The sequence below is a fragment of the Rhizobium sp. USDA 4016 genome, from assembly GCF_056279705.1.
Map to the genome: position 1 here is coordinate 417,673 of NZ_JBWCCY010000002.1, position 24,174 is coordinate 441,846.

23 protein-coding genes and 3 pseudogenes are annotated in these 24,174 nt (G+C 59.3%); 10 read left to right on the plus strand and 16 right to left on the minus strand.

The genetic code is table 11. The annotated features are described in order from the left end of the window. Positions 1–82: 82 nt before the first annotated feature. Together ACZ9DP_RS02895 and ACZ9DP_RS02900 are read right to left on the minus strand one after the other, a co-directional pair. The gene (locus tag ACZ9DP_RS02895; RefSeq protein WP_022712966.1) at positions 83–214 is read right to left on the minus strand and encodes a hypothetical protein; all 132 of its coding nucleotides are present in this window, start codon (positions 212–214) and stop codon (positions 83–85) included. A 329-nt stretch (positions 215–543) separates the two neighbouring features. After that, positions 544–1,419: a LysR family transcriptional regulator gene (locus ACZ9DP_RS02900; RefSeq protein ID WP_476200163.1), complete on the minus strand. Its 876-nt coding sequence runs from the start codon at positions 1,417–1,419 to the stop codon at positions 544–546. Positions 1,420–1,538: 119 nt separating this feature from the next. Between ACZ9DP_RS02900 and ACZ9DP_RS02905 the strand changes: the two are divergent. Both ACZ9DP_RS02905 and ACZ9DP_RS02910 read left to right on the plus strand, forming a co-directional pair. Further along, positions 1,539–1,663, plus strand: a pseudogene (locus ACZ9DP_RS02905) (alkene reductase); the annotation flags it as partial. Positions 1,664–1,675: 12 nt separating this feature from the next. Further along, positions 1,676–2,644 (plus strand): SDR family oxidoreductase, encoded by a 969-nt coding sequence (locus ACZ9DP_RS02910; protein ID WP_194731990.1) that lies wholly within the window; start codon positions 1,676–1,678, stop codon positions 2,642–2,644. Between the two features lie 856 nt (positions 2,645–3,500). Here the strand turns inward: ACZ9DP_RS02910 and ACZ9DP_RS02915 are convergent. From ACZ9DP_RS02915 to ACZ9DP_RS02930, 4 genes are all read right to left on the minus strand, one after another. After that, entirely contained in the window at positions 3,501–5,258 is a 1,758-nt protein-coding gene (locus tag ACZ9DP_RS02915) for an adenylate/guanylate cyclase domain-containing protein (RefSeq protein WP_028739320.1), read from the minus strand. Positions 5,259–5,407: 149 nt separating this feature from the next. Next, positions 5,408–5,719 carry a hypothetical protein gene (locus ACZ9DP_RS02920; protein WP_476200165.1) on the minus strand — a complete coding sequence of 104 codons (312 nt, stop codon included), beginning with the start codon at positions 5,717–5,719 and terminating at the stop codon, positions 5,408–5,410. A 68-nt stretch (positions 5,720–5,787) separates the two neighbouring features. Next, entirely contained in the window at positions 5,788–6,981 is a 1,194-nt protein-coding gene (locus ACZ9DP_RS02925; protein WP_476200167.1) for an IS91 family transposase, read from the minus strand. Positions 6,982–6,984: 3 nt separating this feature from the next. After that, complete coding sequence (locus ACZ9DP_RS02930; RefSeq protein ID WP_476200168.1) at positions 6,985–7,893, minus strand: tyrosine-type recombinase/integrase; 909 nt, start codon at positions 7,891–7,893, stop codon at positions 6,985–6,987. A 393-nt stretch (positions 7,894–8,286) separates the two neighbouring features. Here ACZ9DP_RS02930 and ACZ9DP_RS02935 point away from each other — a divergent pair. Together ACZ9DP_RS02935 and ACZ9DP_RS02940 are read left to right on the plus strand one after the other, a co-directional pair. Next, positions 8,287–9,008: pseudogene (locus ACZ9DP_RS02935) on the plus strand (RNA polymerase sigma factor). 159 nt (positions 9,009–9,167) lie between these two features. Then, the gene (locus ACZ9DP_RS02940) at positions 9,168–10,031 is read left to right on the plus strand and encodes a ferritin-like domain-containing protein (RefSeq protein ID WP_476200169.1); all 864 of its coding nucleotides are present in this window, start codon (positions 9,168–9,170) and stop codon (positions 10,029–10,031) included. A gap of 828 nt (positions 10,032–10,859) precedes the next feature. Here the strand turns inward: ACZ9DP_RS02940 and ACZ9DP_RS02945 are convergent. Next, a complete protein-coding gene (locus ACZ9DP_RS02945) occupies positions 10,860–11,243 on the minus strand; it encodes a hypothetical protein (protein ID WP_476200170.1) in 384 nt (127 codons plus the stop codon). Between the two features lie 133 nt (positions 11,244–11,376). Next, positions 11,377–11,568: pseudogene (locus ACZ9DP_RS02950) on the minus strand (nucleotidyltransferase family protein); the annotation flags it as partial. A gap of 178 nt (positions 11,569–11,746) precedes the next feature. On the opposite strand from ACZ9DP_RS02950, the gene ACZ9DP_RS02955 reads away from it, so the two are divergent. Next, the gene (locus tag ACZ9DP_RS02955; RefSeq protein ID WP_022712945.1) at positions 11,747–11,932 is read left to right on the plus strand and encodes a hypothetical protein; all 186 of its coding nucleotides are present in this window, start codon (positions 11,747–11,749) and stop codon (positions 11,930–11,932) included. A gap of 79 nt (positions 11,933–12,011) precedes the next feature. Here ACZ9DP_RS02955 and queE read toward each other — a convergent pair whose 3' ends face one another. Genes queE through queC form a run of 3 tightly spaced genes read right to left on the minus strand, consistent with a single transcriptional unit; the run spans position 12,012 to position 13,812 of the window. Then, positions 12,012–12,749 carry a 7-carboxy-7-deazaguanine synthase QueE gene (gene queE, locus ACZ9DP_RS02960; protein WP_476200171.1) on the minus strand — a complete coding sequence of 246 codons (738 nt, stop codon included), beginning with the start codon at positions 12,747–12,749 and terminating at the stop codon, positions 12,012–12,014. After that, a complete protein-coding gene (gene queD, locus ACZ9DP_RS02965; protein ID WP_074073169.1) occupies positions 12,746–13,102 on the minus strand; it encodes a 6-carboxytetrahydropterin synthase QueD in 357 nt (118 codons plus the stop codon). The genes queE and queD overlap by 4 nt, the downstream gene beginning before the upstream one ends. Further along, positions 13,102–13,812 carry a 7-cyano-7-deazaguanine synthase QueC gene (queC, locus tag ACZ9DP_RS02970; RefSeq protein WP_476200172.1) on the minus strand — a complete coding sequence of 237 codons (711 nt, stop codon included), beginning with the start codon at positions 13,810–13,812 and terminating at the stop codon, positions 13,102–13,104. The genes queD and queC overlap by 1 nt, the downstream gene beginning before the upstream one ends. 187 nt (positions 13,813–13,999) lie before the next feature. Here queC and ACZ9DP_RS02975 point away from each other — a divergent pair, with 187 nt between their 5' ends. The 3 genes from ACZ9DP_RS02975 (at position 14,000) to ACZ9DP_RS02985 (ending at position 16,825) form a co-directional block, all read left to right on the plus strand. Then, a complete protein-coding gene (locus ACZ9DP_RS02975) occupies positions 14,000–15,442 on the plus strand; it encodes an FAD-binding oxidoreductase (RefSeq protein WP_074072815.1) in 1,443 nt (480 codons plus the stop codon). A gap of 256 nt (positions 15,443–15,698) precedes the next feature. Then, positions 15,699–15,905 (plus strand): ATP-binding protein, encoded by a 207-nt coding sequence (locus ACZ9DP_RS02980; protein ID WP_476200173.1) that lies wholly within the window; start codon positions 15,699–15,701, stop codon positions 15,903–15,905. 302 nt (positions 15,906–16,207) lie between these two features. Next, the gene (locus tag ACZ9DP_RS02985) at positions 16,208–16,825 is read left to right on the plus strand and encodes a hypothetical protein (protein ID WP_476200175.1); all 618 of its coding nucleotides are present in this window, start codon (positions 16,208–16,210) and stop codon (positions 16,823–16,825) included. Positions 16,826–17,474: 649 nt separating this feature from the next. On the opposite strand, the gene ACZ9DP_RS02990 is transcribed toward ACZ9DP_RS02985, so the two are convergent. Beyond that, complete coding sequence (locus ACZ9DP_RS02990) at positions 17,475–18,251, minus strand: phosphodiester glycosidase family protein (protein WP_476200177.1); 777 nt, start codon at positions 18,249–18,251, stop codon at positions 17,475–17,477. A gap of 431 nt (positions 18,252–18,682) precedes the next feature. On the opposite strand from ACZ9DP_RS02990, the gene ACZ9DP_RS02995 reads away from it, so the two are divergent. Further along, on the plus strand, positions 18,683–18,916 hold the full coding sequence (locus ACZ9DP_RS02995) for a hypothetical protein (RefSeq protein WP_167378059.1): 234 nt from the start codon (positions 18,683–18,685) through the stop codon (positions 18,914–18,916). An 82-nt stretch (positions 18,917–18,998) separates the two neighbouring features. Here ACZ9DP_RS02995 and ACZ9DP_RS03000 read toward each other — a convergent pair whose 3' ends face one another. Genes ACZ9DP_RS03000 through ACZ9DP_RS03010 form a run of 3 tightly spaced genes read right to left on the minus strand, consistent with a single transcriptional unit; the run spans position 18,999 to position 22,988 of the window. Beyond that, complete coding sequence (locus ACZ9DP_RS03000; RefSeq protein ID WP_476200178.1) at positions 18,999–20,069, minus strand: alcohol dehydrogenase family protein; 1,071 nt, start codon at positions 20,067–20,069, stop codon at positions 18,999–19,001. Positions 20,070–20,080: 11 nt separating this feature from the next. Beyond that, complete coding sequence (locus tag ACZ9DP_RS03005) at positions 20,081–21,460, minus strand: aminotransferase (protein WP_476200179.1); 1,380 nt, start codon at positions 21,458–21,460, stop codon at positions 20,081–20,083. Positions 21,461–21,491: 31 nt separating this feature from the next. Then, positions 21,492–22,988, minus strand: coding sequence for an NAD-dependent succinate-semialdehyde dehydrogenase (locus ACZ9DP_RS03010; protein WP_476200180.1), 1,497 nt, complete (start codon positions 22,986–22,988; stop codon positions 21,492–21,494). A gap of 182 nt (positions 22,989–23,170) precedes the next feature. On the opposite strand from ACZ9DP_RS03010, the gene ACZ9DP_RS03015 reads away from it, so the two are divergent. Then, the gene (locus ACZ9DP_RS03015) at positions 23,171–23,449 is read left to right on the plus strand and encodes a hypothetical protein (protein WP_476200182.1); all 279 of its coding nucleotides are present in this window, start codon (positions 23,171–23,173) and stop codon (positions 23,447–23,449) included. 226 nt (positions 23,450–23,675) lie between these two features. Here ACZ9DP_RS03015 and ACZ9DP_RS03020 read toward each other — a convergent pair whose 3' ends face one another. Then, positions 23,676–24,167, minus strand: coding sequence for an Lrp/AsnC family transcriptional regulator (locus ACZ9DP_RS03020; protein ID WP_476200184.1), 492 nt, complete (start codon positions 24,165–24,167; stop codon positions 23,676–23,678). Between the last annotated feature and the right edge of the window lie 7 nt (positions 24,168–24,174).

Sequence of the window (24,174 nt, forward strand, 5' to 3'; positions counted from 1 at the left end):
CGTGGCAAGGTCCTGAAAGATCCGTCCAAATCAGAGCCATATTCCAGGGGTTGTCGGATTCTCTCATTGTCGAATTCCGCCTTTACGCTTTGCCGATGATGGTTATTTCCGCGCCGAGCTGTGCGCCGTTCTTTTCGATCGTCGACCGCGTCCCTTGCCGCATCGACCGCGCTGTCGTCTTGAGACACGACCTTCCCTTGCCGTTGTTCGTCATAGGCCGCGGCTTCCTAAACCGAAGAACCGGGCCATCGCCGCGTCGACTATTTGCCATCGTATTCGAATCCAGCCTGCCGAATACTGCGCCTGTCTTTGATCGCGGTACGGTCATGGTGCGGTCGACCATCACCTGTGAAGGTTTGAGCAAGCCATTGCCATCATCGGGCTGCACCGTGATTCGGATCAAGTGTTCCGGTACTCGATATCAAATGCCACCGACCGTGGAGCGCTATGGCAACTATGCGCCCTTATTCCGGTCTTAGACCATCAAAACCGCAACTATCCGAAAGCTGCCGATCCCGCGTGCTTCCATAAGAACCTCCAGGTTCAAGCTTCCATCAGCGTGGAGGACAGGAATTCGATGAACCGCTGGGTCTTGGCTGGAATAAGGCGAGTTTCGGTGACGGCGTAAATGCTGACCGTCGACCCCTGCCATTCGGGCAGGATGCGTCGGAGCCGGCCAGTGGCCAAGTCTTCGGCGACGATCCTCTCGGGAAGCAGGGCGATGCCCTGGTGGTTGACCGCCAGGGCGCGGATCATCCCGACGCTGTTGAGCGTGAAGCGGCCGCGAACGGCGACATCGACCTTGTTTACCTCCTGGTGCAAAGTCCAGGTCGGGCTCCGCAGCATGCCGATGCATTCATGCTTCGCCAGGTCCGCCGGTGTGGCGGGCTCGCCTGAAGCTTCAATATAGCCAGGAGACGCATAGAGGTGGCGCGAATGCCGCCCGATCAGACGAGTGATCAGACTGGAATCTTCCAGTTTGCCTATGCGGATCGCCACATCGAACGGCTCGGCCACCAAATCGACACGGCGTGGGGTCAGGTCGAATTCGAACGTGATGCCGGGATAGTGCCGCGCGAAATCGCCGATGATCGGTGTGAGGTAAAAAATAGCGAGGTCGACTGGGAGCGAAACCCGCAGGACACCGCTGGGCTGCTCAAGCATCGCGCCGAGCTGTTCGTGCGCGAGCCGTGCCTCGTCAACGATTCGCTTGCTTCGTTCATAATAGAGCTGGCCGGCCTCGGTGAGCTCGATCTTGCGCGTCGTGCGATGCAGGAGCCTCAAGCCGATTGCCTTCTCCAGTTCGCTAATGCGTCGCGACAGAGTAGAGTTTGGGATGCCGAGAGCCTCCGCGGCCTTCCGAAAGCTCCTGGCTCTAGCGACCTCCACGAACAGCGCCATGTCGTTCAAATGACTCATCTGATTGCTCCATAGATGGAAAACTGATTTCAATTCTGCTGGATTTATCCCGAGATTGGAATAGTGGACAAGAACTCCAACGAATGGAGACCCTAATGAATCCACTGTTGGTCAGATGATTCGTTGCGCGGCTGAAGGCTGATGCGGGATGAACGAGCCAGACCATAACACCTTCTTCGGCGGTACCGCGCGAGGCTACATCGATTACCCCGCCCTGAGCGCCAGAACCGATGCCAGACCATGACAGGAGATTAGATTGACTCAATCACCCCATCCCTCCACTGCCTCGGATAATAAGGCACTTGCCGAGACCGCAAGTTCAAGCGCGACGGCGAAAAAGAAGGTCTTGGTCGTCGGCGCAACAGGGTTTCTCGGAGCCAAGATTCTCCGCAACCTCGCGCATGATGCGAATGTGGCCGTCGTTGCGATGTCGCGTAAGGGCGCGCCCTCAAATGAGAGCGCCGATGTCGAATGGGTGCGCGGCGACATGATGGATCCAGCTTCATTGGATCGTGCATTGCAGGGCGTGGACGTCGTCGTCAGCTCGGCTAACAGTTACATGAAAGGAAGCCTCGACACGGACTTCCAGGGCAACAAGAATCTTATTGAGGCCGCAGCAAGAGCCAATGTTGGCCGATTTGTCTTTCTCAGCATCGTCAGCTGCGAGGCTGCGTCAGCAGTGCCGCATTTCCACGCCAAGAAAGTGGCAGAGGATCTGATCAAGGCCTCCGGTGTGCCATATGTATTTGTCCGCGCCCCCACATTTCTCGATCAAAGCTCAGACATCATTGCGAAGGGTGTGAAAGCTGGCCGGTTCCTGGCGTTGGGCGATAAGACCACGAGATGGTCCTATGTTCTGACAGATGATCTGGCGTCATATCTCGCCAAAGCCGCGACGTTTCTTGGTAGCGAGATGAACAACCAAACGATCGATGTCGGCTGGCGCGATGGCCCCAAGAGCCAGCAAGAGATCGCCGATCTCGTCTCCGAGGTTATAAAGAAACGTCTCAAGGTGCGGGTTGTGCCCTGGCTGGTTTTCCGCTTGCTCGCGCGCCCGGTAAAGCTGTTTTCCGAGCTTGGGTACGATCTGATCCAGATGTTTCTGTTCTTCAAGAAGGGCGTCTATGTTTCGAACATTTCGCAACAAGAACACTTCTTTGGACCGGCCCCTACATCCAGAGATGCGATCACGCGATGGGCGAAAAGTCAGCAGCTAATTTCGTGAAGCATAGTGTGCCGGCATTTCAAGAGTAGCGAGATGGGCGCCTGTCTTTCGGCTGAATCAGAAATCATGGAGGAAGGACTTATGATAAGTGATCCGACAGCGCTTAAACGGCCGGAGCAGGTGATCCCCGTGCCGACGAATTTAAGTCCGCAGGCCCAAACCTATTTGACTCAGAGGACCGCTCAGCTGGCCACTTCCGGGCAGACGCACGTAGAGCCGCCAGCCTCTCGGCATTTATGGAACCCATGCTCGACATGATGGGATCGTTCGCAGCCGGGTTTCAGGGATCGGCGACGGTGATTGCGTTGCCGAACGGCGCAGAAGTCCGCCGAGCCAATCCGGAGGGAACCAGGGGGGCGCCTCGTTTTCTTGAAGGCCAATGGTGGCCGAAGGGAGAACTCAAATGGGTATTGCACAATACGATCCTGCCGCACTGGGCCGACCGGTATGCAGTTTGATAAGGCGGTAAACCGTTGATCGGCTGACGTCGAGCTCAGTTGTAAGTTGTTTCACGTCTGCGGCGGTCATCGGACCAGTTCGATGCTTCAGGAATTCCCGAATGCCGTCTGCGCGTTTGCACGCTTCATCCCAAAGCGCTTCATCGACTTCATCAGGAAATGCGTCAATTTGCCAAGGCACCATCGATTATCTCGATCGCCTGAATCTCCCAAAAGCCAAGTCAAAATCTCACATTAACTGCTAAATCCCAAATTAAGTGGCACGGCAACCAATTGAAATCATTGGCCAACGAGTCTTACATTTAAAAATAAAGCGACAGTCCTCGCAGCCCTACCCGCCGGCATGACCGCGACATCGTCGAATTACGGTCAGGTTTCTCGCATAGCGAAATGAGCCGTCACGGTGGCAGGCCTGCGTTTCGCAAACCATCGGCCCATCGTGCGGCGTCGTCCGGTCGCCGGATGGGGAAGAAATCGTTGAGGCTGGAGAGGCGGAAGTCGGGATCAAGCTGACGCAATCGTGTCATCGCCTCCGTGGCCTCTGGAGCTTGTCCAGCCAGTGCGTGGCTTGCTGCAGCGACGCAGGTTGCGATGAAGTGGACCGGCTGCTCACGAATGGCCGCGTGCGCCCATGATGACGCATCCGCGTATTGGCCAGCAAAGAAGTAGGCGGCGGCCATTGCGGCTTGCGCATTACAAATCTGGGGGTCTTGTGGGTTCAGCCGCATGGCCCGCGTGAGATGATCGATTGCCCCCTCCGGTTCGCCAAGCCAAATCCTGGCCCACCCGCTGAACAGCCATGCTGAGGCCAAATTGGGATTGAGCCCAAGAGCACGTTGCAATAAATCTGCGCCATAATCGTGTGCGCCAAGAACATACGCGAAGGCGATTCCAGCGGTGCAGAGCGCCACCGCATCATCCTTGCCCAGGGCCGCTGCATGCCGGGCCAGCCGCTCGGTTTCGGCAGCCTCCTGCGCGTGATCGACCATCCAACCACTTGCCTTCCGCTGAGAATAGCAGCGCGCCGCCATGCCGTAAGCCGCAGCAAATTCCGGATCGAGTTCGATGGCGCGGTAAAAGAGCCGCAGAGCCTCATTGTTGGTTTCTCGGCTCCAGCAATGCAAGGCTGCCAAGCCCCGCAGGAAGTAATCGTAGGCGTCGAGGTTCTCGGTAGGCTTGTGCTTGGCCCGCTTGATCTCAGCCTGCTCGAGCTTCGGTCCGATGGCGCCGACCACGCTCGAGGTTACTCGGTCCTGCAGTTCGAAAATGTCTTCCAGTTCCCCTTCAAAGCGATCCGCCCAAATATGTACGCCCGTCGTGGCCTCAACAAGCTCGGCAGATATGCGCACTCGATTGGCCGCCCTGCGCACGCTGCCTTCCAGCACGTAGCGCACGCCTAATTCGCGCCCGACCTGCTTCACGTCGACAGCGCGCCCCTTGTACGTGAAGCTGGAATTGCGGGCGATAACGAAGAGCCAGCGAATGCGCGACAGCCCGATGATAATCTCTTCGACGATGCCGTCGCCAAAATAGTCCTGTGCTGGATCGCTGCTCATGTTCCCAAACGGCAGTACTGCGATCGATGGCCGGTCCGGTAACGCGGGTCCAGGCGCCCGCAACGGGATGATCTGCTCGAGGTGCGCTCGGAAGGTCCTCAGCGGGCGCGCGATATTCTTAAGGTGGTGCAAGCCCATATCGGCAAAACTAATATCGACCTTGCCATCGATCTGTCGGTATACGTCTTCGGAGATGCAGATTCCGCCGGCCTCGGAAATCTCCTCAAGCCGGGTCGCCACGTTGACACCGTCTCCCAGAATGTCATCGCCCTCGATCAGGACGTCGCCGAGATTGATTCCGATGCGGAACAGCATCCGTTGATCGGCGGGTGCCACCGCATTTCGCTCCGCCATCAACTTCTGGATGGCCGCTGCGCACGCGACGGCCGCGACGACCGAGGGGAACTCCAGTAGCACGCCGTCGCCTATGGTCTTTACAATTCGACCGCCGTGGTCTGTGATAATCGGCGAGATGGCTTCGCGGTGGCCCCGCAACGCACGCGCCGTTCCGGCTTCATCGACTCCCATCAGCCGACTGAAGCCCACGACGTCGGCAGCCAGAATAGCTGCCAGTCTGCGTTCCACCTGGGGCTGGCCCACGGACTCGTACCTTTCTCCCAGTTTTAAGGCACGCACTATAGCACGAGCCCCCCATGGGGCGCTCGGCTCAATTTCGAAAGTCCTTGGAAGAAGGCCGGTGCGTCGCCATCCAGCCCCTTTCTTGCTTTTCGACTAGGGTGTGAAGGCAGCTAATCCTGCTTGGTCACGTTCATTTCGCGCATCGCGCGCATGGCAAACAGGTCGCAATGACCGCGTTGGCGGAGCTGCCTGCCTCTGATCTGAATGGCCGCTATTGCAGTTCGGGCCTTGAAAGCGGACAGCCCGCTCCCGTGAAGAGTTTCGGGCGCCGACGGGCGTACGAAAGTCGCCGAGGAAGGAACCCGCGGGCCACGGGTGATGGTTATGGGGATTTCGGTTTTTGGCTGCTGTTCGGGATGCCGTAACCGCTGTCGGTTCGGCTCCCGGCCGGACACGGCGCTTTTGGCATCGATAATCACCATGGACGCACGTGGGTTTGGCACCGGAGGCTGGGGGCCTTTGGCTGGAGAGTGAATCGAACCATGCCGGGTCATGGGGTGGTCTCCCGGTTCGTCGTCGTCCTGTCTGGTGGTCCGCGCGGCTGCCTCCAGCGTTCGAATACCTCGATGATGATCATGCGTCCGCCACAGCAGGGACATGGCGGGCGAACGTCAGCCAGTTCGTCCGCTGCATCGTGATCGGGCGGCGCAGCGACGTTCAGGAGTTCGCGAGCGCGTGCGAGACTGTCCTTGCGGGCGGCGCCGGCGAGCAAGCCGTAGTGACGAATGCGATGGAAGCCCTTTGGCAGAATATGGAGCAGGAAGCGGCGAATGAACTCGTCGGTGGCAAGCGTCATGATCTGCTGCCGGCCCGCGCCATCGCGGCGGTAGTCCTTGTAGCGGAAGGTGACGCCGCTCCGGTCGAAGCGGATGAGGCGAGTGTTCGAGATTGCGACCCTGTGCGTATAGCGCGACAGATAGGCGAGTACCGCTTCTGGTCCCGCGAAGGGTGGCTTGGCGTAAACCACCCAGTGCTTCTTGCGCACCGGTGACAGGTGCCGCACGAATGCCCGGCGGTCGGTCAGATGTGCCGCCGTTCCGAAGAAGGCGAGCCGGCCGGCGTCGTGCAGCGCGAGCAGACGCGCGAGGAACAGGCGGCGGAACAGCTTGCCAAGCACGCGCACCGGCAGAAGGAACGCAGGGCGCGACGATATCCATCGGTTCCCGTCGAGGGCAATGCCGCCGCCGGGCACGATCATGTGCACGTGGGGATGGTGCGTCATCGCCGAGCCCCAGGTGTGGAGCACGGCGGTGATGCCGATGCGGGCGCCAAGGTGTTTCGGATCGGCGGCGATCGTCAGCATTGTCTCCGATGCGGCCTTGAACAGCAGGTCGTAGACCAGCGCCTTGTTGTGGAACGCGACGTCGGCCACCTCGGCGGGCAGCGTGAAGACGACATGGAAATAGCCGACCGGCAAGAGGTCGGCCTCCCGCTCGGCAAGCCAGGTGCGCGCGGCAGCACCCTGGCACTTCGGACAGTGCCGGTTGCGGCAGGAGTTGTAGGCGATCCGCCATTGGCCGCAATCCTCGCAGGCCTCGAGGTGACCGCCAAGGGCTGCGGTGCGGCAGTGTTCGATCGCGGACATGACCTTGAGCTGGGCGAGGCTGAGGTGCCCTTCACGGGCGCCCCGGTAGGCGGGCCCGGCAGCGCGGAAGATGTCGGCGACCTCGATCGAGGCGTGCACGGCTCAGCCGTCGGGCGATATCTCTTCCATCTTGAAGAGGCCAAGCTTGTCGAGCGGACTGATCACGGAACGTACCGTTCGGGTCGCCACCTTTGCGTAAAGGGCCGTATTGTTGAGCTTGGCGTGTCCGAGCAGGACCTGGATGACCCTGATATCGGTGCCGTCCTCCAGAAGGTGGGTGGCGAAGCTGTGGCGCAACGTGTGCGGGCCGACTCGCTTGGCGATATCTGCGGCCTGGGCAGCCTCGACGACGATGCGATGGAGCTGCCGGGTGCTGATCGGCTTCAACGGGTGCTGCCCCGGGAACAGCCAGCCGTCGCGGTGCATCACACCCTGCTGACGCCCGACGATCCACCACTGACGCAGAAGAGTGAGCAGATCGGCGGAGAGCATGGCGTTGCGATACCGCCCGCCCTTGCCGCGCTCCACGCGCAGCAGCATGCGCTCGCTGTCGACATCGGCGACCTTCAGCGCCGAGACCTCGGCGACGCGCAAGCCCGCGCCATAGGCAACCGACAGCGCAGCTTGGTGTTTGAGGCAAGTCGTCGCGTTGAGCAGACGAGCGACCTCGTCACGGCTCAACACGACCGGCAGATTGCGGGGCTGGTTCACACGAACCAGCCGGCGCGCGAGATCAGGCCGGTCGAGCGTGTGGGTGAAGAAGAAGCGCAATGCCGACACGATGCTGTTCATGGTCGGCACGGGAATGCCGACCTCGTGCTGTTCGATCTGGAAGCGTCGCAGCTCGTCCGCAGTCGCCGTGTCCGGCGATCGCCCGAGGAACGTCGCGAAGCGTCCAATGTCGCGGATGTAGTTGCGCTGCGTCGCCATTGAGAAGTGGCGCATGTTCATGTCGTCGATCAGCCGCTGGCGTAGCGGACTGACAGGGGTATCGGGCAGGATCGGCGTCATTGTTCGGCTCCTCTGGGTTGAAAGGAGCCAAGATGGTCCACCCGAACCGGACCGCGCTCAATCGAGCTGCAACGACAGAGGCCTTGCCGCTACCTCGCCGCGTGCACCCTCCCGCGAAGCGGGTTCGTTCTGCGGCCCCAACGCCGAAATAGTTTCTTCGCGCCTCATGTCGGCTGTAGAGATCATCTTTGCCGCTTCCTGAAAGCAGGCATCGCCGGCGACCACGCTGGAAGTCTCAGCGCCGAAACCGGAAGATGGAACTGCTCCGCAACAAGTCCGATTTACTTGGTCAGCAGACCTCTGGTCCGCTAGAGTCCCAAGTCTCCACCTGGCCGCAGACCGAAAAGCCGGAAAACGCTTATCTCATAGTAAGCTGATGCATCTGGAGCGCCTATGATGAAGCCGAGCGGATCCACCGAGGCAGTGAGAATCGAGGACCTTGACGACGCGGGGCTGGTTGAACACGCGCGACAGCGTGACCCCGCCGCATTCTGGCTAATCATCAAGCGTCACAATCAGCGGCTTCACCGGGTCGCCCGCGCCGTCCTGAATGACGACACCGAGGCGGAGGACGTACTTCAGGAGACCTATATCCACGCCTTCACCATCTTGCCGAATTCCGCGCGGAGGCGCGGCTGTCGACCTGGCTCACCCGGATCGCGCTGAACGAGGCGCTGGGACGCCGCCGGAAAAGGCGACCCGCCGTAGACGCGAAAGCCATCGAAGCCATGGTCGCTCCGTTCAGCGCGCACAAGCCTGATCCCGAAGAGGCGGCCGCTCTCGCTGAAATCCGCGGCCTCCTGGAGCGAGCCGTCGGTGACTTGCCAGAGCCCTTTCGCATCGTCTTTGTCATGCGGGACGTCGAGGAAATGAGCATTGAGGAAACGGCTTTTCTTTTGGCATTGCGACCTCAGACAGTGAGCACCCGTCTTTATCGCGCACGCCGGCTGCTCCGCGAGGCGCTGCGGGACAAGCTCGCCACCGTGTTCACGGATACGTTTCTCTTCGCTGGCGCTCGTTGTGACCGCCTCGCGCAATCAGTCCTCGATCGGCTCGCAATCCGCCTGGTTCGAAAGGATACTCATCTGTTGAACGCGGCGACTGAGCGCACGTAGACGCCGTCCACGCCGAGATTACGCCGGCTCCTTTCGCAGGGCCTTTGTAGCGGGACACGGGAATATTTTGGCGGCCCGGACCATCTAATCGTCAGGCAAAATGCATTCGGTGCCGCGGTGCTGACAGCGGTGTTGAATCAACAAACATAGGAGACCGCCATGCAGGGCGCACTTCACCTATCCCGGCGTCAGTCGCTTCAGGGACTTATCGTACTCGGTGCCGGAGCGGCACTCAGCGGAATCGCGCGGCCTTCTCCGGTATTGGCACAGGACATATCGGACGAGGACATTTTCCGCTTTGCGCTCAACCTCGAATATATGGAGGCTGAATACTACCTCCGCGGCACCACCGGAATGGGCATCGCCGCAGCCGATGCCGGTTCGAAACCCGGCGACGTCGTTGGTGGAAAGCAAGTCTCGTTCGAGACGCCCGCCATCGGCGAATTCATGCAGGAAGTCGCGGAAAACGAACTCGCGCACGTCCGCTTCTACCGCAAGACGCTTGGAACCAACGCGGTTGACCGGCCGGCCATCGATTTCGGTGCGGGCTTCAAAGCCGTCGCGGAAGCAGCGGGCCTCGGGCCGGACTTCGACCCCTTCGGCAACGAGACGAACTTCGTTCTCGGCGGGATGTTGTTCGAGGATGTCGGCGTCACCGCCTATGCCGGTGCGGCGACAGTGCTGAAAAACAAGGACTTCCTCGCCGCAGTCGCAGGCATCCTGGCGGTCGAGGCCTATCACATGGGAATGGCGCGATCTACGCTATACCGAAAGGGAGAGGAAGCCTGGAAGGCCGCCAACGCTGTCTCCGATGCCCGAGACAAAATCGACGGATCAGACGATAAGGACCAGGGGATCCAGGGGGACGGAAAAGCCAACATCGTTCCCTCGACGCCCGATGCGATCGCGTTCACCAGAACGCCGCAGGAGGTGCTGCGGATCGTCTACCTCACCGACAAGGACGGAGTGAGCAAGGGCGGCTTCTATCCGGAAGGGATGAACGGCACGCTCAAGACCACCTGAGCCAGTTGCGACGAGTGACGATTGGCCACCGGAAACTGAGCGGATTGGTATCCGCTGCTCTCGGAAAAAGACCATGATAAGGATGATGATGTGAACCACGGATCGGCAGCTTCAAGCCGAGTGCTGTCTCGCCGCAAGTTCCTGAATGTCTCTGTGACCGGTGCGGCGATTGCCAGCGCCGGCGGGCTTTCAGCCTGTATGTCTCGACCGATGGCAGCCGGAAAGACAACCAAGCGCTGGCGCTTTACCAGGACACCCCAAGTCGCGGCGAACGCTGCGCCGGGTTCACCCATTTCCTAGAGCCGAACGGGTGCGAGATCGTTGCCGGTGCAATCAGCGCAAATGGCTGGCGCCGTTTCCACGAGCCGCTGCCGGCTTGATACAATAAGTTGCGGTCTCCCGCCTTATGTCTCGGGCGGGAGCAACGCGACGTCAGCTTCCACGTCCAGTGCAGACGTTGGCCGGCCATCGGCAAGCGTCTGCCTACGGGTCAGTCAGGACCTCGGACCTACTGGACCGAATGTCCGCTATCGCTTTTTTTGGACGCCAGAAACTGCCGGTCGGCAAACGTGTCCTTAACAGCCGCAGCGCGGACCTTGCCGCCAGCTAGGGCAAGTGGGCAAGCTGAGAAACTGTAGGCCCCTCCCGCGCGAACTTCGCCTACCGACCAGCCATTCCTGACGATCTTTTGTGCACAGCGTGGCTCAAGCATAGGGCAGTCGTTTATGGCTGCGTAGATTTCAATCGAGCACGAAGCGAGCAGCTCGCTCTTGATGAGTGCGTTCAGTCGACCGCGACGGAAAAGTGGTGAAGACCATTAGAGACCAGTTATTCGGTGAGCAGGCGACGCTCGGAAGCTGGAGACGAATGCTCCGGGAGTAGTTCAGCTATGAGACAGTCGATCAAATGTCGAGGTTTGGGCGGCTCGATACTTTCCATGATCTGGCTGGCTTCGAGCATCAGTTTATTTTGCGCGTCTTCGACTCTCTTCAAATCGAGAACGTGCATGAGGTTGAACTTGATTTGGCCGTCGATCTCTCGGAACGGAAGCACCCCTGCCTCAATGCGCCTTTCTAGGAGCACGAGGTCAGTGCCAAGAATTTCGGCTGCTTCCTCCGGTGTGATCTCTTTACGGGCGAACGGAGGCGGCGGCCCTTCCGTGCCGAGCAGCCGTTCGCCATTGCCGAACTCGGCCTCAAGGCCTTCGATCAAGTCGATTTCCTCGGCCGTCAGTTCGTCTTGGTAGATGAACCGCCAGTTGGCGCGGTAAAGCAGCCACGCGGTTTCGCGATCGATGGGCTGCGCCGGGTTTCTGTTCCAGCACAGGCTCGCAAGACCGGGTAAATCATTCGGAACGACCATCAGCTCTCATCTTCTCCAAATCGGGCATCTGCGATCCCAACGCTTTGCCGAGCGCTTTCGTGCCTTTGTCAGGCAGCCTCAAGAGGCCGCTGGATAGCCCGTCCCTCCACGAATCTCCTCGATCCCATGCCTCTGCCCATGCGTCGGCCAGTTCGTCGTCGTGGCGCGTCTCTACTGCGACCGGTGGCGTTTCGCAGGCCGGACTAACCGCAACCTGCGCGAAAACGCCGTTTTTCGAACGCGTATAAGCGTATGAGGTTGAGTTCGTCGAAAGGCGTTCCTGTCAACTTTAGAGCGGACTAATGAACGATTTGTGATCGTCAGGCGTTATCCTCACGAGGAGGAAAATGACCATGAAGAATATGAACAACAGGCAGGTGCATGTGCCAGGCCCGCACGATCGTGACGTTGCCGATCACTGCAAGAAACTTGGGGTTGATCCGGCAGAGGAACGCAAGCTCTTGCGGTTGCTTGGCAAGAACGCACCCCTTCATGAGATTCGGGCGAACGTCTCGCCGAAACAGCCGCGCTTCCGCTGATTGATGTCCTTTGTGCCTCGGGATCGGCGACGAATGGCTGAGCCCTGCGTCGCCATCTCCGGCGTGCCCGAAGGAATCGTCAGACGCCGCGCTTGTTGCCCCACAGCAGCACATGTAGTTGCGGCAGCACGCGCGCCTCGAACCACCGATCTTCCGTCACCTTGTCGATCAGCCAGAGCATCCGGTCCATGATGCCATCGATATCGACGCTTGCGTCTTCGTCTGCGGGCGGGGGTGGCGTATGATTGCCGGGTTGAAGATAAACGGGAAGCGTCGGGTAACGTGCCGCGGCGGTCCGGGCGAAGAGGTAATCGCGATCGTCGAACACAACGATCTTCAGCGCAAGCTGCGGCTTTTCGGCAGCCATTTTCAGGCAGGCCTCGAACGCGCACCAGTCGGTCTCCATGCCGCTTGACGGCGGCTTCGGGCTCAGGACAAGAACGTCGAGATCGGCAAACCAATCCTTGGCAATGCTGCCCTGGCTTTCCAGCGCGAAACGGAAACCCTCGCTGTGTCCGCGTTCTATCAGCGGCCCGAGCGGTTGGATCGCCGGATTACCTCCTGATAGCGACACCGTCAGCGGCTTGTTGCCCGAAAGCCGCAAGACCTCCTGCCAGATATCGTCGACCGACATCGCACGCCATTGATCGCGATACTCGCTGTCGACGGCATGCAGCGTATCACACCATGAGCAACGGTAATCGCAGCCCCCCGTCCTGACAAAAACGGTCGGAAGGCCGATCAAGATACCTTCCCCCTGAATGGTAGGCCCGAAGATCTCGCTGACGCGGATTTCGGCCTTGCGGGCGACGGTCATGGCCGGTATTCCGCCCAGGTCTTCGGCGTCTCGCTGACGCGCACGGCCGAGGTTTCCGGCAGGCGATCCTTGCACCAATCGTAGAAATGCTTCGCCAGACACTCAGCCGTCACCTGATCATGACCGAGGACCTCGTTCAGGTGCCGGTGGTCGAAGGACTCGTCAATATAGGACTTCAGCGGCGCAAGCTCATGGTAATCGCGGACAAATCCGTGGCTGTTGAGGGTTGCTGCTGAAAGTTCCACCTCCACGACGTAATTGTGTCCGTGAAGGCGGCCGCATTGATGGTCGGCGGGCAGGCTTGTGAGCCGGTGCGAGGCGGAGAAATGAAATTCCTTGGTGATGCGGAACATCATTTCACCTCTTCAGCAACAAAGCCCGCGGTTGCGGTCACCCAGAAATCCGGGTCCTCGTAGTCCGTAGGATCGTCTATGCCGGCCAGATGAAACGCCTCGCGCCGTTCGACGCAGGTGCCGCAGCGGCCGCAGTGGCGCGAACCGCCCTTGTAGCACGACCAGGTCTGTGCGAACGGAGTTCCGTTCCTGGCGCCATCGGTCACGATTTCGGCCTTCGAGACGGTGACGTAAGGTGCAAAGAGCGAAACGCTGGCATAGCCGTCGAGCGCCTGATTCTGCATGTCCTGGAAGGACTGAATGAAGCTTGGCCGGCAGTCCGGATAGATGAAGTGGTCTCCGCCATGCACGGCGACTGCGACCGCATCGGCCTTCTGCGCCGCCGCAAGCCCGAAGGCGATGGCAAGCATGATGGCGTTGCGGTTCGGTACGACGGTCGCCTTCATCGTCTCTTCGGCATAATGCCCGTCCGGAACATCGATGTCGTCGGTCAGCGCCGATCCCGTCAGATGGCTGCCTATGTTCCTGATGTCGATGATCTGATGGGCCACATTCAGGCGTTTGGCGCATGCAGCCGCGAAATCGAGTTCCTTGCGGTGCCTCTGTCCGTAGTCGAAGGAGAGAAGGCCGATGAGTTCGTGTTCCGCGGCAACCTTGTGCGCAAGCGAAACGGAGTCCAATCCGCCGGAGCAGATGACGATGGTTTTCATAATGTCGGATCCCTTGTTTTGACCGGGTGGGCTGCGACCGGATTACGGGAGCGCTTCTAAAGCAATAAACCCAGCTTGTGAAGGGTCCCGGCAGGAATGTCTATTAGCATTATCTTGCGTAGCAAAGGAACGAAGCGCAAGATGCTGCCACGGCGGAACGGGGCTCTGCCGCTTTGGGGAGGAAATCATGGACAACTTGAACCTTACGACCCTGCAGAAGGGCCAAACGGCCATGACGGACGTTGCACTTAATGCCTTCGCGGCAGGTCTGCGCGGCAGATTGCTCACGGGAACGGACGTCGATTACGACGAGGCGCGGGCCATATGGAATGGGATGATTGACCGGCGCCCGGGTCTCATCGTGCGCTGCGCTGGTGCCGCCGACGTTATGAGATCCGTCCGGTTCGCGCGCGAAAACAATCTTCTTTTGGCGGTCCGCGGTGGCGGGCACAACATCGCCGGCAATGCCGTCTGTGAAGGCGGCCTGGTCATTGATCTGTCGCCGATGAAATCGGTAAGGGTCGACCCGGGCACACGGCGTTTACGGGTCGAGCCGGGCGCAACGCTTGCTGATGTCGATAACGAAACACAGGCTTTCGGGCTGGCTCTACCGACAGGAATCAATTCCACGACCGGCATTGCCGGACTGACACTTGGTGGCGGTTTCGGCTGGCTTACACGCAAGTTCGGGCTGACGATCGACAATATCATTTCGATGGAGGTCGTAACCGCTGAAGGCAAGCTGGTACGCGTGAGCGAGAACGAAGAGCCGGATCTGTTTTGGGCGCTACGCGGCGGCGGTGGCAATTTCGGCGTCGTAACCTCCTTTGAGTTCCGGCTCCACGACCTGCCGGGCGAGGTTCTGGCAGGTCTGGTCGTCCATCCTTTTGCCGACGCGGAAATGGTGCTCAGGCAATATCGCCAGGTGCTCGAAACGGCGCCGGACGAACTCACATGCTGGGCGGTCATGCGCAAGGCACCGCCGCTGCCTTTCCTGCCCGCCGAATGGCACGGCAGGGAAATCCTTGCACTCGCCATGTGCCATTGCGGCGACATCGAAGCGGGAAAAGTCGCTGCCGCGGCGCTTCGTGACATCGGCAATCCGATTGCTGATGTTGTCGGCCCGACACCTTTTGCCGCCTGGCAACAGGCATTCGACCCGCTGCTGACGCCAGGCGCGCGCAATTATTGGAAGAGCCAGGATTTCGCAGAGCTCTCGGATGCGACGATTGCAGTTCTCCTCGATGCCGTTCGCAAGCTTCCGGGGCCGGAATGTGAGATCTTCATTGGCCATGTGGGCGGTGCAGCGGGCCGCATCGCGGTGGAGGATACGGCTTTTCCACAGCGCAACTCGCATTTCGTTATGAACGTTCATGCGCGCTGGCGCGAGAAATCGATGGACAGCACGTGCATTGGCTGGGCACGCGAGCTTTTCGAGGCAACGAAGAAGCACGCCATCGGCACAGCCTACATCAACTTCATGCCGGAGGATGAAAGCGATCGCGTCGAAGCGGCCTATGGCGGCAACTACAAACGTCTGACGGAGATCAAGCGGCACTACGATCCTCAGAATCTGTTCCGCATGAACCAGAATGTGCAGCCACAGGCGGAAATGCGGGCCGCCGGCTGACCGGTCGGCAACGGAATAGATGAAACGCTAGGTGCCGCCGCAATGCTGATCCTCGGCGGTACCTCAATGAGTTGGGATCGCTCCATCCGTCTCCAAGCGGACCCAGGAGGCTTGGTCTATCGCGGCTTCGCCGTAAGTGCCGAGGCGCAATCCGGCTTTCGGACGGGCGCGACCGCAACCGCTTCAGAATGATGGTTTCAATTTTGATTTGCAGCCACCCGATATCTCCCGCTAAAAACACGTAAAAATCTCATCTGTGCAGCCCAATGAAAAGGCGGCAATGGAAGACGCATCAGCAGCCTTCGAGCGGATTCTCGTTATGGGCAACGGGGGAACGGGCAAGGCATGGCTTGCCCGTCGCCTGCGCACGCGACTTTGCCATACAGTTAATCATCTTGATGACATGCACTGGCAGCGCAGAACGCATTTTTTGTTGAACTTTACGAAGAACTTCGTTTCTTGAGGAAGAAATGGCTTTCAGGGGCGTCAGGTATCGCGTCATCAGGGCACTGAAGGAAGGTACTTATCAGCAGCAGCACGTGGGAACATCGAGGACAAGAATGCCTTGATGACTGGGGATATTTCCCCCGAGCAACTGATAACGATCATCGACAGATGCGATGGCACTCATCATGCGAGTTCTGAACACCATGAATTCGAGGGCATTGAAGTCCACATCCTCAAGCGAGATGGATGGTACATAAAGTTCTATTTGTTGACCCGGATACGGTCTTCATAAGTGTACATCCATCAAAGTAGGCGAACATGAAAATCTGGTATGCTGGAGATAAGAGCAAGGCGCTCTGCGAGAAGTGCCGGAAAGTCGTTACGACGACCTTCGACTACCACGATGTGCCTTTCGAGAGTGGGATCGGCGTGGCGAAGCAGATCATGGCGGCTACCTGCGACGAGTGTGGTACTGTTGTGGCTATCCCGCCGCAGTCGACGCCAGCAATCCGGGTTGCTCGCGAGATTGCCTGTAGGCCCCTGGAAGTGGTTATGGCTGCGCCGTTTATGGATATGTTGGACCTAGCGTCCTATCGGATTGATCCTTCAGCTGGCGTGATCCTGCGAAAATCGCTGATAGCGTACTTCGTGCACAGGTCTGTAAACGATGATTCCTTGGTCGAGCGGCTTCGCAGAAACGCGGAGGTTCATCGAGCGAAGTGGAAAAGCTGGCACGATGCCCCGTCAAAACGGCTTTCGATGAAGGTAACCCCGCGCGTTGGCGACGAGTTTGACGAACTCGTCAAGAAAAGTGCGTTGAATAAGACAACGTTGGTCAAGTCCATCGTGATGGATATTGGCTCGGAGATTGTTGAACCTGAAGAGCCGCAGATGATGCCTGAGTTGCGCAGGATGGCTGCGGCGCTTGCTGCCTAGTGGCAAGCCCCCTGATTTTCCTCCGATCGAGCCCTGAGAGAATTCCAGCAAGGACCTGGGTCATGTTCAGGATGATACGAATACAGCTCTGATCTCCCGCGGCCGTGTTGGGCTGCCGATCGGCTGTGTCTGCCGTCGACTTCCGGAGCCGGAACATAACCCTTAACGCCATCGCTATCACCGCCATTGCCCCATCGCTCCCACGCTGAGGGGTTGACCATCAGCGCGCGGGCGAAGGCTTTATCGGCTGGCGATTGCGTACGTCACAATGTCCGCGAGCAGCGTCACGAGGGCGCTCCCATAGCGCCGTAGCGAGCGGGCAAGGCGGGCGTCCGAGCGACGACGGTGCGTACTCTCCCCGCAGATAGAGAGGCCTCTTTACTATAGCGCTTGTGCAGCGCGTTCCGAGACCCTTTCCTATCTGCGTAATCGGCTAACCCCATGCTGGAGCCAGCAGCGGGAATATCGGCAAACGTCGCCGGCGAGATATCCAGGCGGCGGGCCACGTCCTCCAGGTTGATCTCCGGATCGGCCAGGAGCGCACCGCCTGCTTTTCAGATCGGCTGGCTTCAATTTTGGCGGCCAACCGCCCCGGCGGCCCGGGTCGATGATGACCTTCCCGCGCTCATTGTCGTAGCCATTCGTGGGGTTATTCTACAACTCCAAAGATCGGACCGAACCCGCCATGCCAGGATCTGTCATTGCGGCCCATCTTCGGATTGTAAATCCCCACACCTCGTCCGCCGTCGAGAAACAATGCATTGGGGCATTTCAAATGGTCGCGGAACAGGCGCGCAAAATCGTGGAAATTCACCATGTCTTCGCTTGCGGCAAGGCGAACCGTGCCACCGCCACAGACGCCCACGCCGCTCCGACGGGTTCGGTCTGTCGACCCTAAAATAAAGGCCGGGTGCAGCTTGTTCTGAATGACAAGCATTGGACCAGACTGGGTGGCGAACCGCACCTTGGGCCGACGTTTCAAAAATTGATCTGTCGGGAGTATTCCGGCCCTTGTGTCGTCAAAAAAGAATACGCCGTTCGGCTTCTTATAGAAATTTGGCAGCAGACCGGCTGAGCCTTCACCTCGGGCCGTATTGGCGGGTCGTAGTTCTCGGCCCGCCTCGACATAAAGTCCTATCGGAGAAAAATCGGCGCGGTACATCCCTGCGTTCATCGCGAATGTCAGCGCTCGTCCCTCTTTCCCCACGGCTTCGGCGACGCTCGAGAAATAGCGGTAAGGCTCGCCATCCACGCCCTTCCAGAACAATCGCAGGTCAGCTTTCCCCGGTTCCAGGGTGCAGACAATGTATCGCGCCTCCTCGAACGTTTCTTGCTCACAATCTTTGGCAAAAGCCGGCGGCAAGGACGTTATCAATGCAGCCAGCATCACGGCTGCGATTAGCATTCCATTTTTCAGATACGTCATCGCGGCCGATACACCTTATTCAAGTCTTAATGTACCCATCTCGTTTGTGATTACATGATGCGGCTAAATTTGAATGTGACGGCCGAGAAACCGGTGGTCACTATGGGGAATTCCAGCAGTTCGAGGAAGACAGTTTCGAGTTTATTATCGACGGCGGTATGGAGCAGCACGTTCTCGGCTTCTCGAAGCGTATTCGCGGTGGTTTAGGCCATGGTAACATCAGGAATTCAGGCTGGTACGGTCGCTTGGCACCGCTGATGTCACCGGCGGTCGCCTGCTAACGCCGCAACGGTCCAGAGGAGTGTCGAAAGGTGCCCGCCAAAGCCGGTCTGGGCAGTGGTTTCGTTGACATGATGCGGTCTGCGGGATGTAGTGGAAGGCAGCATGGAACCGGTTCATCCGACCGCGGTTAATCCGAAAAGGAGGCTTTGATCATGGTGCCAAATGAAATGGACGTTGTACTCGCCACTCTTCCGCTGCGCATCGGTACGTATGTGCCGGACGATCTGCTTGAGGACTGGTTTGCCCCTGATACAGGGATGAACCCCGTCAGCGACCAATGCCTGAAGGCTGCCAAAGCCTACGGCCGGAAGTTTGAGTGCGAGTTCAAGTATTATACGGATCGCCAGGAAGGAGTGTTTTGGAAATTCGTCCCGGCCATGTGACAGCGCTGCGGGCAAATCATAATTGGAGCGGCCGGCGCCGAGAGCGAGAGCTGCGGCGCCGGGTCCAGACCGCAAATCTCGTTTAGTCGGGGACGACGACGAGCTTTCCGATGAAGTTCTTTGCCATGAAGTCCGTCTGTGCCCGATGGAAATCCGATAGCGGATAGACGCCGCCGACCAGGGGCCGGATTTTCTTGTCCTCGATATAGCGGACGAGCCGACGGAAGTCGGCGCGCGTACCCTGGCTCGATCCATGCAACTCCAGTTGCTTCAGGTACATTGTCCGCAAGTCGAGCTGAACCACCGGCCCGCCGATCGCACCGGCCGTCGTATAGCGGCCTTCGGGGCGTAGGATCTTCAAAAGATCGTTGAACATCGATCCGGCGACGAGATCGGCCACGACGTCGATCGGCCGGCCGGCTGATGCCCGATCGACGGCTTCGACGAGATCATCGCCGCCGCGTGTGACGACTGCTTCTGCGCCGATGTCCAGCACAGCCTGCTCCTTGCCAGGACCAGCTATCGCAATCGGGATTGCGCCGCGCGCTCTTGCGAGCTGGATGATCGCCGATCCGACACCGCCCGATGCCCCCGTCACCAGCACGTGTTCGCCCGCAGCAAGCCGCGCCCGCTCAAGCATCCGTTCTCCGGTCAGGTAGGCACAGCAGAAGGTTGCAAGTTCGACGTCGGTGAGATCGGTATCGACGATATGGGCGTTTTGCGCAGGCAGCGCCATGTATTGGGCATAACCGCCATCCCGGCCGTGACCCATATAGTCGATGTCGGCAAGGCTGTCGTCTTCGCGATTATAGATCGAGAAATCGACCATCACACGCTCGCCGATCCGTTTTGCGTCGATGCCGGCGCCAACCGCGACGATATGGCCGACAGCATCCGTCCCCTGGATGCGCGGGAACGTCAGCGTATTGCCCTTCCTGCGCCACGTGGAGACGGCCGACGGGTCGTCTTCGGTGCCGTAGGCGCCCTGGCGGACCCAGACGTCGGTGTTGTTCATGCCGCAGGCCGTGACCTTGATGAGCACTTCGCCTGCTTCCGGCATCGGGACAGGAGCGGATTCGTTATAGACCAGCTTGTCGAGCCCGCCATGACCAACGAGTTGTACGGCTGCCATCGTCTTCGGAACAACGGTCATCTCACACTCCTTCAGATGGATTTGAAGACGCTGTCGATGGCTTCGGCGGCAGCTTTGACCACAGTATCGGCCTCGCCCCGGGTCAAACAAAGCGGCGGCGCAAAACCGAGGATGTCGCCCTGCGGCATGGCGCGGCCGATCACGCCGCGCTCCAGCAGTGCAGCGGCCACCTGCGGACCGATTTTTTGCGAGGGATCGAAGAATTTGCGATCGTCCCGATCTGCAACAAACTCAACAGCCGCCATCAACCCGTCTCCACGCACCTCACCAACGTTCTTGTGAGTGCCGACGGCCTTTGCCAGTTCCGAGCGGAAATAGACGCCGGTCTCGCCGGCATTCCTCACGAGATCAAGCTCATCGATCAGTTCCAGGTTGGCAATCCCAGCGGCGGCGCAGATCGGATGTGCGGAGTAGGTCCAGCCATGACCAATCGCCCCCATCTGATCGGAGCCCTGGACGAGCACCTGCCAGACCTTGTCGGAAACGATCGTACCGGAAAGCGGTGCATAGGCCGAGGTGAGGCCCTTGGCGATGGTGATCAGGTCCGGCTTCATGCCGTAGTGGTCCGAGCCGAACATCGTGCCCAAGCGGCCGAAACCGGTCACCACCTCATCTGCAACCAGCAGGATATCGTACTTTTCCAGCACGGCCTGGATCTTCTGCCAGTATCCGGCGGGCGGCGGAACGATACCGCCTGTCCCGAGGATTGGTTCGCCGATAAAGGCGGCAATTGTTTCCGGACCTTCGGCAAGGATCATCTCCTCCAGCTTGTCGGCACAAAATTGCGAAAACTGCTCCTCGTCCATCGAGCGGTCAGGCCGGCGGAAATAATAAGGAGCTTCCGTGTGGAGAATGGGCGCGCGGGGCAGGTCAAAAGCCTTGTGGAAAAGTTCGAGCCCCGTTAGCGAACCTGTCATGACACCCGAGCCGTGATAACCGCGCCAGCGCGAGATGATCTTCTTCTTGTCCGGACGGCCGAGGATGTTGTTGTAATACCAGATGAGCTTGATGTTCGTCTCGTTCGCATCGGACCCGGAAAGGCCGAAGTAGACGCGGCTCATGCCTTCTGGCGCGCGGTCGATGATCGTCTTCGACAGCCTGATCGATGCTTCCGTGCCATGGCCGACATAGGCGTGATAGTAGGCAAGGCTCTTTGCCTGTTCGGCGATCGCATCGGCGATTTTCTGCCGGCCGTAGCCGACATTGACGCAGTAAAGTCCGGCAAAGGCATCGAGACTGGAGCGGCCGCTCGTATCGGTGATGTAGACGCCTTCACCGTTACCGATCACCCGCGTCGGCGCCTCGCCACGTGCGTGCATGCCCATATGAGTGGAGGGATGGAAGAAATGATCCCGGTCCCAGGCGTTGAGTTCGTTGCTTCGTTCCAACATGGCATTGTCCTTGATGTTAAACGGAAGGGCCTCAGGCGGCCGTGTCGATGCAGAGATATTTGAGCTGGGTGAAAGCTTCGATGCCGTGCCTCGAGCCCTCGCGCCCAAGTCCGGATTGTTTCCAGCCGCCGAAAGGAATGGGACCGCCGGTGATCTTCACCCGGTTGATCGCCACCATGCCGTATTCGAGCGCACGTCCAAGGCGCATTTGCCGGGCGCCATTCTCCGTGACGACATAGGCGACGAGACCGTATTCGGTGGCGTTCGCCTTAGCGATCACTTCGTCTTCCGTGTCGAAGACGCTGATGCCTGCCACGGGGCCAAAAGTTTCCTCGCGCATGATGAGAGCATCGGCAGGAACGTCTGTCAGCAGCGTCGGTTCGAAGAACAGTTGGCCGGCGACGTGACGTTTACCGCCGGTGACCAGTTTGGCTCCGCGCTTCAGTGCATCGCAGACCTGTTCCTCGACCTTGACGATGGCACGTTCGTGCATCAGCGGGCCGATATCGGCATTCGCCGAAAGGCCGGTTGCCACTTTCAATGCCTTGATGTGTCGTGCGAATGCCTCAGCGAAGCGATCGGCAATTGAGCGGTGCACGAAGATGCGGTTGGCGGCCAGGCAATCCTGGCCCGACGTGGCGAACTTGGCGTCTATGGCAATTCTGGCCGCACGCTCGATGTCGGCATCGTCGAATATGATAAGTGGTGCATGTCCGCCAAGCTCCATCACCAGTCTTTTCATGCTTGACGCGCATTGAGCGGCAATGAGCTTGCCGATCCCGGTCGAGCCGGTGAAGCTCATCGCCCTGATGCGCTCGTCCTCGCACATGCGGCCGACGATGGTTGCCGCATCACCGGTGACAACATTGAATACGCCCGCCGGAATCCCGGCGCGCTCGCCGAGCTCGGCAAGTGCGAGTGCTGAAAGCGGGGTCTCGGATGAAGGATGGGCAACGACGGTGCAGCCCGCAGCCATTGCTGCCGCAGCCTTGCGCGTGATCATGGCGGACGGAAAGTTCCACGGCGTGACGATACCGACGACACCGAGCGCCTCGCGGCGGACGATCATCTCAGCATCCAAAAGGTGGCTGGTGACGTTTTCGGCATTCAGCCGCTTGCCTTCCTCACTGTACCATTCGACGAAAGAGGCGGCATAATCGATCTCGCCCAAGGATTCCGAAAGCGGCTTGCCCTGCTCGAGCGTCATGATCAAGGCGAGATCTTCCTTTGATGCCAGGATCAGATCGAACCAGTTGCGCAGGATTTTTGCCCGGTGCTGCGGCAGCATGGCGCGCCAGGCCGGCATTGCCCGCGCCGCCGCGTCGATCGCCGTTGCCGTCTCGTCCGCGCCAAGACTCGCTACCCAGGCAACTGTTGTTCCAGAAGCAGGATCGGTGACTTCGAAGCTTTTGCCGGCGTCGCCCGCCGACCAACGTCCGCCGATATAGGCGAGATCACGCAGGAGATGCCTGTCCTTGAGGCGTGAAAGCGCATTGTGGAAATCGGGGCGGGCAAAAACCGCGGTCATGATTTATCTCCTCATTGCCGACGGGCAAGTCTCCCACAGGCGGAGGCGAGAAATTGTCCATTGCCGGTGGCCAGAAGAGAGAGATTGACTAAGGCTCCGGCGTGCCGCGGCTGATCTGTCTACGCGCCGGTTTGCGCATGACAATCCGAGACGCAGCGATCCGCTTGATGGGCTGAAGGACAGTGATATACACCACTTCAAGGGAGAACGGGTATCAAGCAGACGCCATTTTAAAGGCCGCCTGCAGCGGTCTTTGCTCTTTGGCGCTGAAAGATGAGTACCGGCAGCCCACTACGCCGGTGCGCGCGGCAGGCTGCCGTATGCCGGCGATGGCGCGGGTTGAGCCGCCGCACATCACCGACGTCTGCGATCAGCGAAGGCCGAAGAAACTCAAAATCGCGATTACGATGACGACGGCGCCGACAAGCCAAATGAGATTATTCATGGAAATCCCCTATTGAGTTGAGCAAACACTTGCTTGTCCGTTCTTAACACCTGCACAGGCTTACGGTTCCATCCCATCGATCCCCTTCGCCCGTGGCTCAACGCAACTGCTCGCTCGCGCCGACCAATTACCAGGCATGAGGCGCGGCCCTTTGTCGGCTTTCATCGCGTCGCAGATGATCGAAAACGCGTCCGATCCGAGCGGATCTGGTTGGCTGACATCCAGCCGATACGGATGACCGTCTATCCATGATTGTTCGGTCGACCAATCAAAGCGCCAACGGGAAGCACCGTCTCGTCCTTGACCGTCTTCGTGACAATATAAGTAAAATAGCGCTCGATGCCGAGTTCACGGTCAAGCAGGTCATCGATCAGCCGCTGGTAGGCGTCTATATCGGGTGCTGCAATCTTCAAGAAATAGTCGATCCCGCCGCCGACCGACCAGCAGCCGATGACTCCCGGAATGGTCGCAATCACGCGTTCGAAGCGTTCGAAGTCGCTCTGGCGATGATTGGCGAGTGTCACTTCCACCATGACGCTCGCAACCGGGGCGATCCGGCGAAGCGCGACGCGAGCATGGTAGCCGGTAACGATGCCTGCCTTTTCCAGTTTTCTAAGCCGCATCCAGCAAGGTGTCGGCGAGAGGCCGGCCTTTTCGGCAAGCGCCAGCTTGGTGATGCGTCCGTCACGCTGAATGGCGTCGAGGATACGCAGATCGATGGCGTCGAGTTTCATGGCATTC

What these genes read in the sequence shown, in the direction of transcription:
- ACZ9DP_RS02895 (WP_022712966.1), bottom strand. Translation starts at nt 214, where the DNA reads ATGACGAACAACGGCAAGGGAAGGTCGTGTCTCAAGACGACAGCGCGG.
- ACZ9DP_RS02900 (WP_476200163.1), bottom strand. Translation starts at nt 1,419, where the DNA reads ATGAGTCATTTGAACGACATGGCGCTGTTCGTGGAGGTCGCTAGAGCC.
- ACZ9DP_RS02920 (WP_476200165.1), bottom strand. Translation starts at nt 5,719, where the DNA reads ATGGTGATTATCGATGCCAAAAGCGCCGTGTCCGGCCGGGAGCCGAAC.
- ACZ9DP_RS02930 (WP_476200168.1), bottom strand. Translation starts at nt 7,893, where the DNA reads ATGACGCCGATCCTGCCCGATACCCCTGTCAGTCCGCTACGCCAGCGG.
- ACZ9DP_RS02940 (WP_476200169.1), top strand. Translation starts at nt 9,168, where the DNA reads ATGCAGGGCGCACTTCACCTATCCCGGCGTCAGTCGCTTCAGGGACTT.
- ACZ9DP_RS02955 (WP_022712945.1), top strand. Translation starts at nt 11,747, where the DNA reads ATGAAGAATATGAACAACAGGCAGGTGCATGTGCCAGGCCCGCACGAT.
- queE (WP_476200171.1), bottom strand. Translation starts at nt 12,749, where the DNA reads ATGACCGTCGCCCGCAAGGCCGAAATCCGCGTCAGCGAGATCTTCGGG.
- queD (WP_074073169.1), bottom strand. Translation starts at nt 13,102, where the DNA reads ATGTTCCGCATCACCAAGGAATTTCATTTCTCCGCCTCGCACCGGCTC.
- queC (WP_476200172.1), bottom strand. Translation starts at nt 13,812, where the DNA reads ATGAAAACCATCGTCATCTGCTCCGGCGGATTGGACTCCGTTTCGCTT.
- ACZ9DP_RS02975 (WP_074072815.1), top strand. Translation starts at nt 14,000, where the DNA reads ATGGACAACTTGAACCTTACGACCCTGCAGAAGGGCCAAACGGCCATG.
- ACZ9DP_RS02985 (WP_476200175.1), top strand. Translation starts at nt 16,208, where the DNA reads ATGAAAATCTGGTATGCTGGAGATAAGAGCAAGGCGCTCTGCGAGAAG.
- ACZ9DP_RS02990 (WP_476200177.1), bottom strand. Translation starts at nt 18,251, where the DNA reads ATGACGTATCTGAAAAATGGAATGCTAATCGCAGCCGTGATGCTGGCT.
- ACZ9DP_RS03000 (WP_476200178.1), bottom strand. Translation starts at nt 20,069, where the DNA reads ATGACCGTTGTTCCGAAGACGATGGCAGCCGTACAACTCGTTGGTCAT.
- ACZ9DP_RS03005 (WP_476200179.1), bottom strand. Translation starts at nt 21,460, where the DNA reads ATGTTGGAACGAAGCAACGAACTCAACGCCTGGGACCGGGATCATTTC.
- ACZ9DP_RS03010 (WP_476200180.1), bottom strand. Translation starts at nt 22,988, where the DNA reads ATGACCGCGGTTTTTGCCCGCCCCGATTTCCACAATGCGCTTTCACGC.
- ACZ9DP_RS03020 (WP_476200184.1), bottom strand. Translation starts at nt 24,167, where the DNA reads ATGAAACTCGACGCCATCGATCTGCGTATCCTCGACGCCATTCAGCGT.